Source organism: Nesterenkonia sandarakina (genome assembly GCF_003003175.1).
GTDB lineage: Bacteria > Actinomycetota > Actinomycetes > Actinomycetales > Micrococcaceae > Nesterenkonia > Nesterenkonia sandarakina_A.
The window spans coordinates 169,785-183,842 of record NZ_PVTY01000001.1; the positions used below are offsets into that span (position 1 = coordinate 169,785).

Annotated in this window: 13 protein-coding genes; 4 read left to right on the forward strand and 9 right to left on the reverse strand. The window is 67.6% G+C overall.

Annotation, left to right across the window (positions count from 1 at the left end; translation table 11 throughout):
- Positions 1-2: 2 nt before the first annotated feature.
- The 7 genes from BCL67_RS00720 to BCL67_RS00750 form a co-directional block, all read right to left on the reverse strand.
- Positions 3-335: a metal-sulfur cluster assembly factor gene (locus BCL67_RS00720; protein WP_106121711.1), complete on the reverse strand. Its 333-nt coding sequence runs from the start codon at positions 333-335 to the stop codon at positions 3-5.
- A gap of 85 nt (positions 336-420) precedes the next feature.
- Complete coding sequence (sufU, locus tag BCL67_RS00725) at positions 421-879, reverse strand: Fe-S cluster assembly sulfur transfer protein SufU (RefSeq protein ID WP_106121560.1); 459 nt, start codon at positions 877-879, stop codon at positions 421-423.
- Positions 879-2,228, reverse strand: a complete 1,350-nt coding sequence (locus BCL67_RS00730) for a SufS family cysteine desulfurase (RefSeq protein WP_106121561.1) — start codon at positions 2,226-2,228, stop codon at positions 879-881. The genes sufU and BCL67_RS00730 overlap by 1 nt, the downstream gene beginning before the upstream one ends.
- Positions 2,229-2,235: 7 nt before the next feature.
- Positions 2,236-2,997 carry a Fe-S cluster assembly ATPase SufC gene (gene sufC, locus BCL67_RS00735; RefSeq protein WP_106121562.1) on the reverse strand — a complete coding sequence of 254 codons (762 nt, stop codon included), beginning with the start codon at positions 2,995-2,997 and terminating at the stop codon, positions 2,236-2,238.
- A gap of 110 nt (positions 2,998-3,107) precedes the next feature.
- The gene (gene sufD / locus BCL67_RS00740; protein WP_106121563.1) at positions 3,108-4,397 is read right to left on the reverse strand and encodes a Fe-S cluster assembly protein SufD; all 1,290 of its coding nucleotides are present in this window, start codon (positions 4,395-4,397) and stop codon (positions 3,108-3,110) included.
- Between the two features lie 139 nt (positions 4,398-4,536).
- Positions 4,537-5,994, reverse strand: coding sequence for a Fe-S cluster assembly protein SufB (gene sufB / locus BCL67_RS00745; protein ID WP_106121564.1), 1,458 nt, complete (start codon positions 5,992-5,994; stop codon positions 4,537-4,539).
- Positions 5,991-6,944 carry a helix-turn-helix transcriptional regulator gene (locus BCL67_RS00750; RefSeq protein WP_106121565.1) on the reverse strand — a complete coding sequence of 318 codons (954 nt, stop codon included), beginning with the start codon at positions 6,942-6,944 and terminating at the stop codon, positions 5,991-5,993. Before BCL67_RS00750 ends, sufB begins: the two co-directional genes overlap by 4 nt.
- 208 nt (positions 6,945-7,152) lie before the next feature.
- Here BCL67_RS00750 and BCL67_RS00755 point away from each other — a divergent pair, with 208 nt between their 5' ends.
- From BCL67_RS00755 to BCL67_RS00765, 3 genes are read left to right on the forward strand one after another with little or no spacing between them, the layout of a single operon-like run.
- Complete coding sequence (locus BCL67_RS00755) at positions 7,153-8,127, forward strand: ABC transporter ATP-binding protein (protein ID WP_258174645.1); 975 nt, start codon at positions 7,153-7,155, stop codon at positions 8,125-8,127.
- Positions 8,124-8,885, forward strand: a complete 762-nt coding sequence (locus BCL67_RS00760) for an ABC transporter permease (protein ID WP_106121567.1) — start codon at positions 8,124-8,126, stop codon at positions 8,883-8,885. The genes BCL67_RS00755 and BCL67_RS00760 overlap by 4 nt, the downstream gene beginning before the upstream one ends.
- On the forward strand, positions 8,882-9,985 hold the full coding sequence (locus BCL67_RS00765; protein WP_106121568.1) for a COX15/CtaA family protein: 1,104 nt from the start codon (positions 8,882-8,884) through the stop codon (positions 9,983-9,985). Before BCL67_RS00760 ends, BCL67_RS00765 begins: the two co-directional genes overlap by 4 nt.
- 12 nt (positions 9,986-9,997) lie before the next feature.
- Here BCL67_RS00765 and BCL67_RS00770 read toward each other — a convergent pair whose 3' ends face one another.
- Positions 9,998-10,543: a redoxin domain-containing protein gene (locus tag BCL67_RS00770; protein WP_106121569.1), complete on the reverse strand. Its 546-nt coding sequence runs from the start codon at positions 10,541-10,543 to the stop codon at positions 9,998-10,000.
- Positions 10,540-11,016, reverse strand: a complete 477-nt coding sequence (locus tag BCL67_RS00775; protein ID WP_258174647.1) for a DUF3052 domain-containing protein — start codon at positions 11,014-11,016, stop codon at positions 10,540-10,542. The genes BCL67_RS00770 and BCL67_RS00775 overlap by 4 nt, the downstream gene beginning before the upstream one ends.
- 245 nt (positions 11,017-11,261) lie before the next feature.
- Here BCL67_RS00775 and aceE point away from each other — a divergent pair, with 245 nt between their 5' ends.
- Positions 11,262-14,003, forward strand: a complete 2,742-nt coding sequence (gene aceE, locus BCL67_RS00780) for a pyruvate dehydrogenase (acetyl-transferring), homodimeric type (protein WP_106121571.1) — start codon at positions 11,262-11,264, stop codon at positions 14,001-14,003.
- Positions 14,004-14,058 lie beyond the last annotated feature (55 nt).

Below are 14,058 nucleotides of genomic sequence, written 5' to 3' on the forward strand. Positions count from 1 at the left end.
ATTTAAATATTGAACCCGAGGGCGCGCATCTGCTCGCGGCCGTCGTCGGTGATCTTCTCGGGGCCCCACGGCGGCATCCAGACCCAGTTGAGTCGCCATTCGTCGACCAGGGTGCCGATGTGCTGTCCGACCTGCTCTTCGAGCACATCGGTCAGCGGGCAGGCGGCGGTGGTCAGCGTCATGTCGATGAGAAGCGCACCGTCCTCCGCGTAGTGGAGGCCGTAGAGCAGGCCCAGGTCGACGATGTTGATCCCGAGCTCGGGGTCGATGACGTCCTTGAGGGCTTCCTCGACATCTTCAAGCGGCGTCTGAGCCGCGGTGACAGCGTCACTCATGGCGCTCTCCTTTCCTTCGAAGTTCTGCATACGTGCGGTGGTCTGTTTCGATCATCTGTGCGGTGCAACATCGGAAGTCAAGGGTCTATGCCCTGCCGCGGGCCTGCACGAGTGCATCGCGCAGTGCCATCCATCCCAGCAGAGCACACTTGATCCGTACCGGATAGCGTGCCACACCGGTGAAGGCGGAGGCATCTTCCAGCGCCTCCAGGCGTGTGCCCTCGAGCTCCTTGCCCCGTGCCGCCATAAGCTCGCGGAAGTAGCCTCCGAGCTCCTCAGCACGGCTGACCGGCTGATCGATGACGAGTTCGTGCATCACCGAGAGCGAGGCCTGGGAGATCGAGCAGCCCTGCCCTGTCCAGCCGAGGGCCTGGATCTTCTCCCCCGCCGGATCCAGCTGGACCCGCAGGGTGACCTGGTCTCCGCAGGTGGGGTTGATCTGGAAGGACTCGCCTCCGTAGTCGGCCAGCTCGCCCTCGCCCTGGCGCACCCGGGCGTGGTCGAGGATGACCTGCTGGTAGAGCTGCTCCATCGCATCGGCCATCAGACTCGCCCCTTTCCGGACTCGACCGTCGAGGCCTGCATGGTGGGCGTCTCCGGCGTGGCGAAGAACCGCACGACCTCGTGCAGGCCCTCGATGAACGCCTCGATGTCGGCGATGGTGGTATAGACCCCTGCCGAGGCCCGCGCGGAGGCATGGACCCCGAGCCGACGGTGGATCGGCTGGGCGCAGTGGTGCCCCACCCGTACGGCCACCCCGGCATTGTCGAGGACCTGGCCGACGTCGTGGGGGTGCACCCCGTCGACCTCGAAGGCGACGACGGCGAGCCGGTCGGCGGCATCCTGCGGGCCCAGCACGCGGACGCCGGGCACCGCGGCGATGCCCTCGAGCAGCAGCTGGGTCATCGCGGCCTCGTGGGCCGCGACCTGCTCCATGCCCAGCTCGCGCAGGTACTCGACGGCGGCTCGGAAGCCGACGACCTGAGCCACCATCTGCGTCCCGGCCTCGAAGCGCTGCGGCGGAGGCATGAAGCTGGTGGCCTCCATCGTGACGACCTCGACCATCGAGCCTCCGGTGAGGAAGGGCGGCAGATCCTCGAGCAGCTCTCGACGTCCGTAGAGCGCGCCGACCCCGGTGGGGCCGACCATCTTGTGGGCCGAGAACGCCGCGAAGTCGACGTCGAGCGCGTGGAGGTCCACCGGCATGTGCGCGGCGGTCTGGCAGGCGTCGAGCACCACATAGGCTCCGACGGCCCGCGCCCGGGACACCAGGGCGGCGACATCGGTGATGGCCCCGGTGACGTTGGAGGCGTGGGTGATGGCCAGGACCCGGGTCCGATCCCCGATCACCGAGTAGGTCTCGGGGTCCAGCCGACCCTCCGCCGTGACGCCGATCCAGCGCAGCGTGGCGCCGGTCTTGGCCGCCAGCTGCTGCCAGGGCACCAGGTTGGCGTGATGCTCGGCCTCGCTGACCACGATCTCGTCACCGGGGACCAGCGCGTAGCGCGTCCGTGCCTCGGGCGAGACGGCCTCGGCGGCGGGGCTGCCAGGAGCGGCCGCTGCGGCGAGGCTGGCGTTGAGGAACCCGTACGCGACCAGGTTCAGCGCCTCGGTGGCGTTCTTGGTCCAGACGATCTCGTCGACGTCGGCACCGACGAACTCGGCCACCACCGTGCGGGAGCTCTCGTAGGCCTCGGTGGCCTCCTCGGCGATCTGGTGCGCCCCGCGGTGCACCGCCGCATTGGTCTGCGCGTAGAACGCCGACTCTGCGTCGATGACCTGCTGCGGCTTCTGCGCGGTGGCCCCGGAGTCCAGGTACACCAGGGGCTTCCCGCCGCGGACCGTGCGGCCCAGCAGCGGGAAGTCAGCCCGGACGGTGTCTGGATTCAGCATGATTCGCTCAGGCCTGGACCGGTGCCAGGAAGCGGTCGTAGCCGTTGGCCTCGAGCTCGTCGGCCAGCTCGGGTCCACCCTGCTCGGCGACGCGGCCGTCGACGAACACGTGGACGAACTGCGGGGTGATGTAGTTCAGGATCCGCGTGTAGTGCGTGATCAGCAGCGTGCCCATGTCGTTCTCGGAGTGCGCACGGTTCACGCCGTCGGAGACGACGCGCAGAGCGTCGATGTCCAGGCCGGAGTCGGTCTCGTCGAGGACTGCGAACTTGGGCTTGAACAGCTCCATCTGCAGGATCTCCACGCGCTTCTTCTCACCGCCGGAGAAGCCTTCGTTGACGTTGCGGTTGGCGAAGTCGGCGTCGATCTTGAGCTTCTCCATGGCGCCGCGGACGTCCTTGGCCCAGGTGCGCAGCTTGGGAGCCTCGCCGTCGATGGCGGTCTTGGCGGTGCGCAGGAAGTTGGTCATGGTCACACCGGGGACCTCGACCGGGTACTGCATGGCCAGGAACAGGCCGGCGCGGGCGCGCTCGTCCACGGACATCTCCAGCACGTCGACGTCGTCGAGCGTGATGCTGCCGGAGGTGACCTTGTAGCGGGGGTGCCCGGCGATGGTGGACGCCAGGGTGGACTTGCCGGAGCCGTTGGGACCCATGATGGCGTGGATCTCACCGGACTTGATGGTCAGGGTGACGCCTTTGAGGATCTCTTTGGTGCCCTGCTCGGTCTCGATGGAGACGTGCAGGTCCTTGATCTCGAGAGTAGACATTCTTTGCGTGTCCTTTGCTTGGTTCGTAAGTGCTGCTGGTGGTGGAGCGAGCGAGTCGCGGCGGCCGGCCGGGTTTCCGGCGGCCGGTGCCTGTGAGGCTGCGGGAGCGCCTAGAAGCCGGCGATCTTCAGCTCGTTCTCCAGGTCCTGCTGGATGGTGTCCTCGATCGACTCCACGCCGATGGCCTGGACGATCTCGTTGAGGAAGCCGCGCACCACGAGCTGGCGGGCCTCCTTCTCCGGGATGCCGCGCGCCATCAGGTAGAACAGGTGGTTCTCGTCGAAGCGTCCGGTGGAGGAGGCGTGTCCGGCTCCCTCGATCAGTCCGGTCTCGATCTCCAGGTTCGGGATCGAGTCGGCGCGGGCGCCGTCGGTCAGGATCAGGTTCTGGTTCTTCTCGTAGGAGTCGGTGCCCTCGGCGGCCTTGCGGATCAGCACGTCGCCGACCCAGACGGTGCGCGCGTCCTGGCCCTGCAGCGCGCCCTTGTAGAGCACGTTGGAGGTGTTGCGCGGGGAGTTGTGGTCCACGAAGCTGCGGTGTTCCAGGTGCTGTCCGGCATCGGCGAAGTAGAGGCCGTACATGGCCGCCTCTGCGCCTTCGGCGGAGTAGCGCACGTTGGAGTTCAGCCGCACGACCTCGCCGCCCAGGGTGACCGAGACGTGCTTGTACTTGGCGTCGCGGCCGACCTCGGCGTCCTGCTGGCCCACGTGGATGGCGTCGTCGTCCCAGCGCTGCAGGGAGACCACGGTGACATCGGCGCCGTCGCGCACGATGACCTCCACGTTGAGGTTCGCATCGGCGGAGCCGCGGTGCTCCATCACGAAGACCACCTTGGAGTGGGTTCCGGCTTCGAGCACCAGGTGGCCGTTGGCGCGGTGGCCTGCGGCCTCACCGGTGATGTCGAGGAACACCGGCTCGCTGAGCTCGGTGTCGGCGGCGACGGAGACGTAGTCGGCCTTCGCGGTCTGGCTGTAGCCGACGACGGCGGCGCGGTCGGCCGCGGAGAACACGGTGCCGCGCGGGGACTGGGCCTGGGCGAGCTCAGCCTGGGTGACGCCGGCGGCGAGGTTTCGCACCTTCAGCGTGACCGGGGTCTGGGTGGCGGCGTCGGAGAGGACGCGGCCGAGCTTCTTCAGCGGGGAGAAGCGCCATTCCTCCTCGCGCCCGGTGGGCACGGCGAAGTCGGCCACGTTCAGGCTGGTGGTGCGGTCGGCGCGGGAGCCGCCGGACTTGGCCTTGGTGGTGGACTCGCCGAGGCCGCCGTGGGTGTGTTCGGTCTCTTCGTGGGCGGTGGCGAGGTTCTCGCCCTGCTCGCTCATGCCTGGGATCGAGATGCGGGCTTCGCCGACCTCGACTCCTGCGACCTGTTCCGCCTGATCGGCGGACGCGGAATTCGTCATGTGTTTCTCTTCCCTTGTTTCTTCATGCGCGTGTCTGCGATGCGCGGTTCAACGGAGGCTGCTCCATGGGCGGCAGGCCCCCAGCCGCCCGGAGTGCGTGACCCCGGGCGGCTGGGTGGACTGCCTCAGCGAGGGCTGATCAGCCGACGGAGCCTTCCATCTGCAGCTCGATGAGGCGGTTGAGCTCCAGGGCGTACTCCATGGGCAGCTCCCGGGCGATCGGCTCGATGAAGCCGCGCACGATCATGGCCATGGCCTCGTCTTCGGCGAGTCCGCGGGCCATCAGGTAGAAGAGCTGATCCTCGGAGACCTTGGAGACCGTGGCCTCGTGGCCCAGCGTGACATCGTCCTCGCGGATGTCGATGTACGGGTACGTGTCAGACCGGGAGATCGTGTCCACCAGCAGCGCATCACAGACCACCGAGTTCGCGGAGTTCTTGGCTCCCTCGTTGATCTGGACCAGACCGCGATAGGCGGCGCGGCCGCCGTTGCGGGCCACCGACTTCGACACGATGGTCGAGGAGGTGTTAGGCGCCATGTGGACCATCTTGGAGCCGGTGTCCTGGTGCTGACCTTCGCCGGCGAAGGCCACCGAGAGCGTCTCGCCCTTGGCGTGCTCACCGGTGAGGTAGACGGCCGGGTACTTCATGGTGACCTTGGATCCGATGTTGCCGTCGATCCACTCCATGGTGCCGCCGGCGTCGACCACGGCGCGCTTGGTCACCAGGTTGTAGACGTTGGTGGACCAGTTCTGGATGGTGGTGTAGCGAACGCGTGCGTTCTTCTTCACCACGATCTCAACCACTGCGGAGTGCAGCGAGTCAGAGTCGTAGATCGGCGCGGTGCAGCCTTCGATGTAGTGGACGTAGGAGTCCTCGTCCGCGATGATCAGGGTCCGCTCGAACTGACCCATGTTCTCGGTGTTGATGCGGAAGTAGGCCTGGAGCGGGATCTCCACGTGCACGCCCTTCGGCACGTAGACAAAGGAGCCGCCGGACCACACCGAGGTGTTCAGTGCGGCGAACTTGTTGTCGCCCACGGGGATGACCGAGCCGAAGTACTCCTCGAAGAACTCGGGGTGCTCCTTCAGCGCGGTGTCGGTGTCCATGAAGATGACACCCTGCTCCTCGAGATCCTCGCGGATCTGGTGGTAGACCACCTCGGACTCGTACTGGGCTGCGACGCCGGAGACCAGACGCTCACGCTCGGCCTCGGGGATTCCGAGCCGCTCGTAGGTGTTGCGGATGTCCTCGGGAAGGTCTTCCCAGGTCTTCGCCTGCTTCTCGGTGGAGCGCACGAAGTACTTGATGTTGTCGAAGTCGATGCCGGAGAGGTCTGCGCCCCACATGGGCATGGGCTTGCGCTGGAAGTACTTCAGGCCCTTCTTGCGCAGCTTGAGCATCCACTCGGGTTCGCTCTTCTTGGAGGAGATGTCCTCCACGACCGACTCATCGATGCCACGCTTGGCGTTGGCTCCGGCGGTGTCGGAGTCCGACCAGCCGTATTCGTAGGAACCGATGCCCTGGAGCTCGGGGTTGCGCTCCAAGATGTCGGAGGTGACCCCCTGGTCCTTTTCGCGCTGGATCTGCTCGGTCATGACAACCTCTCTTGTTGACGGGGGGAGATGACGATTCGCTTTCGTCCGCCGCTGACCTTGCGCGACTGATGTGTCGCACCGTCTTCGGCGCTGATCTGTAGTTCCGCCTCGGCATGTGCCGCGGCGCGGGCCCGCTGCTCGGCGGCGAGCTTCTCGCGACCCACAGGGACGTGGGTGGTGCAGACATGGGCACCGGCCGCCTGGGTGGAGAGCCGCCTGACATCGACGTCGAGCAAGCGGGAGATCATATCGGTCTCCTCCTCACAGAACACCGGATGGGCCGCGGCTATTTCCCGGATCGGGCAGTGACCCTGACACAGCTGCGTGGACTGCATGGCCAGAAGCGGGTTGTCCCGGCCCACCAGCCGGGTGAAGCCGGCGAAGCCCTCCTCGTTGAAGAGCTCCGAGAGTCGGTCGGTGCGCGCATCGAGGTCTTCGATCTGCGCCAGCTCCGCCTCCCAGCGCTGCTCGAATCCGGCGAAGTACTCGCGGGCCAGCCCGGCGGCCGCCTCGGGAGCAGCGCCCTCGCCCTGGGAGACGCCGCCGTCCTGCACGGTCTGGGAGGCGCTGCCGTCCTGGAGCAGCGCCAGCGCTGTCTTGACCAGCCCGAGGTAGTCGTCGCCCATGGTGCGCTGTCCGCGCTGGGAGACGACGTAGCGGCGGGAGGGACGTCCGGCGCCGCGACGCCGGGTGGTGACGTTCTTGACCTCGAGAATGCCCTGCTCGGTCATCGCGTCGAGGTGACGGCGCACGGCCGCGGCGGTGAGCTGCAGCTCGCTGCCCAGAGCGGCGGCGCTGATCGGGCCTTCCTCGACCACCAGCTGCAGGACCCGCTGGCGGGTGGTGCTCTCCGCCTCACGGATCATCTCGCCGGGTGCAATCGAGTCAGGGGTGTCCACATCGCGTGACTGAGCATCTGCGGAGGCAGACTCGGAAGCGGTGGAATACATGACCCTATTCTGACCTATTCAGAACAAAGCCGCCAGCAAGGTGGACCTAAGTCGGCGGAGACCTTCCCCACTGCCTCCGCTGACACCGCCCCTTTGCCCGCCGCTCCCCCGCCTCTCCTGCCCTGCTGGAGGCATGTCTGGACGCATGGTCTGCTTCGCATGCCGTCGCTGCAATCTTCTACGCGGTGTAGAAATGTAGACTGGTGCAGTGCCCCAGCATCCACCCTGTCTGACCCTGCGCCATGTGCGCTATGCCGTCGGCTCAGCTCGCAGCCCCCAGGGACTCAAAGAGATCCTGCGGGGCGTGGACCTCACCGCCCGATCCGGCGAGGTCACCGTGCTTCTCGGACCCAACGGCGCGGGCAAGACCACCACACTGAGCTGCGCCCAGGGCCTGCTGCACCCCTCTCAGGGAAGCGTCGCGCTGCTGGGTCAGGATCCCTTCCGTGCGGGCGCCGAGCTCCGCGCCCGGGTCGGGGTGATGCTCCAGGACGGCGGCATGCCCCAGTCGGTCCAGCCCCGCGCGCTGCTCAAGCATGTGGCCTCGCTGCATCAGGACCCCTGGCCCGTGGATGATCTGGTCTCCCGCCTCGACATGGGCGACTTCATGCGCACCTCCATCCGCCGGCTCTCCGGCGGGCAGAAGCAGCGCGTCGCCCTGGCTGCCAGCCTGCTCGGCCGACCCGAAGTGGTGTTCCTCGACGAGCCCACCGCCGGGCTGGACCCGCAGTCCCGGCAGACCGTCTTCGGGCTCATCGATGAGCTGCGCGAGATGGGGATGGGGATCATCCTGACCACGCACCTGCTCGAGGAGGCGCAGAAGCTCGCCGATTCGGTCTTCATCCTCAAGGACGGCGAAGTGGTGCGGCACGGATCCGTGGCGGAGCTCACCGGCGCGGCCGCTGCAGGCGCAGCGTCAGCAGACGGCGCCGCCCGGCGCATGGTCTTCACCGCATCGCGGACGCTGACCCGGGCGGAGATCGGCAGCGCCCCGGTGAGCATCGAGCTCGACGGCGGCGCCGACAACGCTCCGGGCGCGACCTGGATGACCCCGAGACTGTCCGGTCCGGGCCAGCTGCGCGAGCTGGCCGCCTGGTGGGAACTGATCGACATGATGCCCGTGGAGGTCCGGATGGAAGCCCGCACGCTGGAAGACGTCTTCTGGGAGGTCTCCGTCTCATGACTGCCCTCCACGCCCCGCTGGCCCCGGCCCCGCGTCCGGCGGTACGCCGGATCCTCTCGCACGGGATCTACGAGACCCGCAACGTGCTGCGCAACGGCGAGCAGCTGCTGGTCTCGTTGATCCTGCCGCTGCTGGTGCTCTTCGGCGCCCACCGCCTGGAGCTGATCACCTCGGCCGCCACTCCCAGCATCGACGTCATCACCCCCGGCGTGCTTGCACTCGCGGTGATGGCCTCCGCCTTCACCGGCCAGGGCATCGCCACCGGCTTCGAGCGTCAGTACGGAGTGCTGGCGTATCTGGCCACGACTCCGCTGGGGGCGACGGGGCTGATCCTTGGCAAGGCCATCGCCGTACTGGCGGTCGTCGCCGTGCAGGTGCTGGTGATCGGCACCGCCGGTCTGGTCCTCGGGTGGAACCCGGACCCGGTGGGCCTCTTGTGGCTGGGCGTCGTCGTCGTCCTGGGTGCCACCGCGTTCACCGCGCTGGGACTGCTGCTGGCAGGCACCGTGCGCGCCGAGGCGACGCTGGCGCTGACCAACGTCATCTGGGTGCTGCTCGGCGCCGCGGGCGGCTCGGTGTTCCCGCTCGACCACGACGGCGCCGGCGCGCTGCTGCTGCTCCTCCCCTCCGCGGCGCTGGGCGAAGGCCTGCGCACCGCCGCACTGGAGGGATCGTTCCCTGTTCTCGAAGCTCTGATTCTGGCTGGGTGGGCCGCGCTGGCCGTCCTGGCCGCACGAAGGTGGTTCAACTGGCGATGAAGTTCCCGATGAATGTGATCGAAGCCTTCCGCACCAACCTGCCCACCCGGATCACCCGGGCCACGAAGGTGGCCGCCTGGGCGACGCTGATCAGCAACATCGGCATCATCCTCACCGGTGGTGCGGTTCGGCTGACCGCCTCGGGTCTCGGCTGCCCGGAGTGGCCGCGCTGCACGCCCGAGTCCTGGGTCGCGACCCAGGAGATGGGCCTGCACGGCGCCATCGAGTTCGGAAACCGGCTGCTCACCTATGTGCTGGTGCTGATCTGTGCGCTGATGTTCTTCGCCCTGCTGCGTCTGCGCCGCAGCCACCGTGCGCTGTTCCGGATGAGCCTGGTGATCCTCGCCGGGATCCCGTTGCAGGCGGTCATCGGGGGCATCACGGTGTGGACGAACCTGAACCCCTGGATCGTGGCGCTGCACTTCCTGCTCTCGGCGGCGCTGGTCATGATCGCCACCATGCTGCTGAATCGGATCCGGCTCGAGCTGCGATCCGCGAAGGACGCCTCCGCCGATGCCGCCGGGGATGCCTTGCCGAGCTCTGACCAGGGCTCCTCACCTGACTCTTCCCGGCGCCGGGCGCAGTCCGACGGCGTGGCCGGGGTCCGGATGAGCCATGGCGGCTCCGACGCGGTGACTTCCGCCATGGCCCCGGTGATCCTCGTCGCGACCTGGGTCTCGGTGTTCCTCGGCACGGTGGTGACCGGCACCGGTCCCCACGCCGGGGACCCTGGTTCGCCGCGGCACCTCTTCGACCCGGATCTGGTGACCCGGATGCACGTGGTCCCGGTCTACGTGCTGTGCTTCGCGGCGATCGCGCTCGTGGTGCGCCAGTACCGGATCGACACGGCGCCGAACCAGCGCCGCTCCGCCTGGGGGCTGATCGCGGTCGTCATCGCGCAGGGGGTCATCGGCTACGTCCAGCACTTCACCGGGCTGCCGGTCCTCCTGGTCGGACTGCACATGCTCGGCTCTGCCCTGCTGGTGGTCACCGCCACCGCGGTCTTCGACAGCTACCGCGCCCGGTACGTCACCCGGGGACTGAGCAGCCTGGCGGCTCCGGCGGTCGCGCCGCGGCCGGAGCCGGCGCCGACCTCCTGAACCGGTCGGCGCTCAGCGCAGCCGACCCAGCAGGAGCAGCGCCTCGTCGAGGTCTCGGGCCTCGGCGGCCGGCACCGCCTGGACATGTGCGATCCGCAGTGCGGAGTCCAGCAGGAAGCTTCTTCGCTGCGCCGCGCCCTTGATCGCGTCGAAGGCGCCGTAACGCTGCGCAATCTCCCCGTGCGGCCAGAAATCGCTGACCAGGTCGAAGGGCAGCTCACCCGACTCCGCCACGGTGGGGTCGGTGGAGTTCGCGGTGGGGTCGGCGGTGGAGTCCCTGGTGGAACCAGCCGCGAGCAGCTGGGCGTAGGCGCGCAGGCTGTGCACCGGATCGCAGCTGATCGCCAGCACTCTCGCGCCTGAGGCGCGGACCTGGTCCCGGTGCGCCACCAGGGCCTGCAGCTCGGAGCCGCAGACCCGGCTGAAGGCAAAGGGGTAGAACATCAGCAGCACCGGCGTCCCGGCGAGCCGGGCGAGCTCGATCACCTCGCCATGATGGGTGCGCCCGGAGAAGCCCGGCGCCTGCTCCCCTGTCACCGGGAGCGGCGGGACGGTCACTGCTTCTTGCGCCCCATCAGTCGGGTCGCGGCCCAGTGGGTGCTCACTCCGGCGGAGGAGGTCACATGCAGTCCGGCGTTGGGTGCCGCGTCCTGGATCTCCACCGGCGCCACGTAGCCCTCGCGGCCTGAGCGCGGGGTCAGCAGCCACAGCACGCCGCCCTCGTCGAGGGTGCCCAGGGCATCCACGAGCGCATCCGTGAGATCGTCGTCGCCGTCTCGGAACCAGACCAGCACGGCGTCGACGACCTCCTGGACGTCCTCGTCGAGCAGGTCCTCATCGAGAAGGTCCTCCAGACGGTCGCGGAAGTCGTCGTCGACATCCTCATCCACACCGATCTCCTGGACCAGGGAGTCGGGCTTGAGCCCGAGCTCCTGGAGCAGGTCGCCGAGCGAGACAACATTGGTTCCGGCGTCGTTCTTGTGGTCCGTCGAGATGCTCGACGGATCCTCGGCTGCAGAAGCCTGACTCACCTGAGGTTCCCTTCCCATTCATGAACGTCTGAAGCGCAGCTCCCACCCGAGGATGGGGCTGCCACCAGCAACGTTACGCGGACCCCTGTCGGTTCGGGAAGTACGACACCACCCGAGCGGGTAGAGTTGAGCTGAAAATCGGCCGCTGAACAACCTGTGGCAGATGACCTCGTGGGTCCCGCTCGTGGAACATCCCTGTCCGCGGACCGCATGGCCCAGACCCCTTACCCCTTGAGAGGTGACCCGTGAGCGCTGGTGAAGAGAACTCCCATATCCGCAGCGGACTGACGAACCAACTTCCGGACCTGGATCCGGAGGAGACCCAGGAATGGCTGGAGTCTTTTGACCAGCTCGTGGAATTCCACGGCACTGAGCGCGCGGAGTACATCGTCCGCTCGCTGCTCCAGCGAGCCGGCGCGAAGTCCATCGAGGTCCCGATGGTCACCACCACGGACTACGTGAACACCATCCCGGTGGATCAGGAGCCCGACTTCCCCGGCGACGAGGAGATGGAGCGCCGCGTGCGCCGCATCCTGCGCTGGAACGCCGCGATCATGGTGCACCGCGCCCAGCGCGGCGACATCTCCGTGGGCGGACACATCTCCTCCTATGCCGGCGTGGCCACCCTCTACGAGGTGGGCATGAACCACTTCTTCCGCGGCGCCGACCACCCGGGCGGCGGAGACCAGGTCTTCTTCCAGGGCCACTCCTCCCCCGGCAACTACTCCCGCGCCTACCTCGAGGGGCGCCTCACCGAGGAGCAGCTCAACGGCTTCCGCCAGGAGATGTCCAAGGCCCCCGACGGCCTGAGCTCCTACCCGCACCCGCGGCTGATGCCGGAGTTCTGGCAGTTCCCGACCGTGTCCATGGGCATCGGTCCGATGAACGCCATCTACCAGGCGCAGTTCAACCGCTACCTGCACAACCGCGGCATCAAGGACACCTCGGACCAGCAGGTCTGGGCGTTCCTCGGCGACGGCGAGATGGACGAGCCCGAGTCCCGCGGTCTGCTGCAGCTCGCGGCCAACGAGAAGCTCGACAACCTGAACTTCGTGGTGAACTGCAACCTGCAGCGCCTCGACGGTCCGGTGCGCGGCAACGGCAAGATCGTCCAGGAGCTGGAAGCGTTCTTCCGCGGCGCCGGCTGGAACGTCATCAAGGTCCTCTGGGGCCGTGAATGGGACGAGCTGCTGGATCAGGACGACGACGGCGAGCTGGTCCGGGTCATGAACGAGACCCTCGACGGTGACTACCAGACCTATAAGGCCGAGTCCGGCGCGTTCGTCCGCGAGCACTTCTTCGGGCGCTCCGCCAAGACCAAGGAGCTCGTCGCGGACATGTCCGACGACGACATCTGGAACCTCAAGCGCGGCGGACACGACTATAAGAAGGTCTATTCCGCGTACAAGGCCGCCACCGAGTTCTCCGGCAAGCCCACCGTGATCCTGGCCCAGACGGTCAAGGGCTACGGTCTGGGACCGAGCTTCGAGGGCCGCAACGCGACCCACCAGATGAAGAAGCTCACCGTCGATGACCTCAAGCGCTTCCGCGACACCCTGCGGATCCCGGTCAGCGACGAGGAGATCGAAGCCGATCCCTACAACGTCCCCTACTACCACCCGGGCAAGGACTCCGACGAGGTCAAGTACACGCTTGAGCGTCGGTCGCACCTCGGCGGGGCCGTGCCCGAGCGTCGGACCGCCGGCGAGGGGCTGATCCTCCCCGAGGCCAAGACCTACGCCCAGGCGAAGAAGGGCTCCGGCAAGCAGAAGGCCGCCACCACCATGGCGCTGGTCCGGCTGCTCAAGGACCTGATGCGGGACAAGAACATCGGTCACCGGATCGTGCCGATCATCCCGGATGAGGCGCGCACCTTCGGCATGGACTCGTTCTTCCCGACCGCGAAGATCTACAACCCCAAGGGACAGAACTACATCTCCGTGGACCGCGAGCTGATGCTGGCGTACAAGGAGTCCCCACAGGGTCAGATGATCCACCCGGGCATCAACGAGGCAGGTGCCACCGCGGCCTTCACCGCCGCCGGCACCTCCTACGCCACGCACGGCGAGACGATGATCCCGTTCTACATCTTCTACTCCATGTTCGGCTTCCAGCGCACCGGTGACTCCTTCTGGGCCGCCGCCGATCAGCTGGCGCGCGGATTCATCATCGGCGCGACCGCCGGGCGCACCACGCTCGCCGGTGAGGGTCTGCAGCACCTCGACGGTCACTCCCCGCTGCTGGCGGCGACCAACCCCGCGGTGAAGCACTTCGATCCGGCCTTCGGCTACGAGATCGCCCACATCATGGAGAACGGCCTGTTCGAGATGTACGGCGATCACGACGGTGACCACAACGTGATGTACTACCTCACCGTCTACAACGAGCCGGTCCAGCACCTTCCCGAGCCCGAGGGCCTGGACATCGAAGGCGTCAAGCGCGGCATCTACAAGCTCTCCAGCTCCGAGCAGGACGGCCCCAAGGTCCAGCTGCTGGCATCGGGCGTCGGCGTGCCGTGGGCCAAGGAGGCCGCAGAGATCCTCGCTGACGAGTGGGGCGTCTCGGCCGATGTCTGGTCGGTGACCTCCTGGAACGAGCTGCGCCGCCAGGCGCTGCACGTGGAGCAGTCGGCGATGCTGGACCCCGAGCGCGAGCCCGAGGTTCCCTTCGTGACCCAGCAGATGGAAGGAGCCGAGGGTCCGATCATCGCGACCACCGACTTCGCCACCCAGGTCCCGGACCAGATCCGCCAGTTCCTGCCCAACCGCTTCGCGACCCTGGGCGCCGACAACTTCGGCTTCTCGGACACCCGCGCAGCGGCACGTCGGCACTTCAAGATCGACGCCCACTCGATGGTGGTGCGCGCTCTGCAGATGCTCGCCGACGAGGGCGCCGTCGACGCCTCGGCTCCGGTCGACGCGATGAAGAAGTACGATCTCGGCAACGTCCGGGCCGGCACCTCCGGTGAGGCCGGCGGCGACGCCTGACACTCGACGCCCCAAGTGCGGGGCATCCACGATGAACACCCAGCGGGGGCCCGGA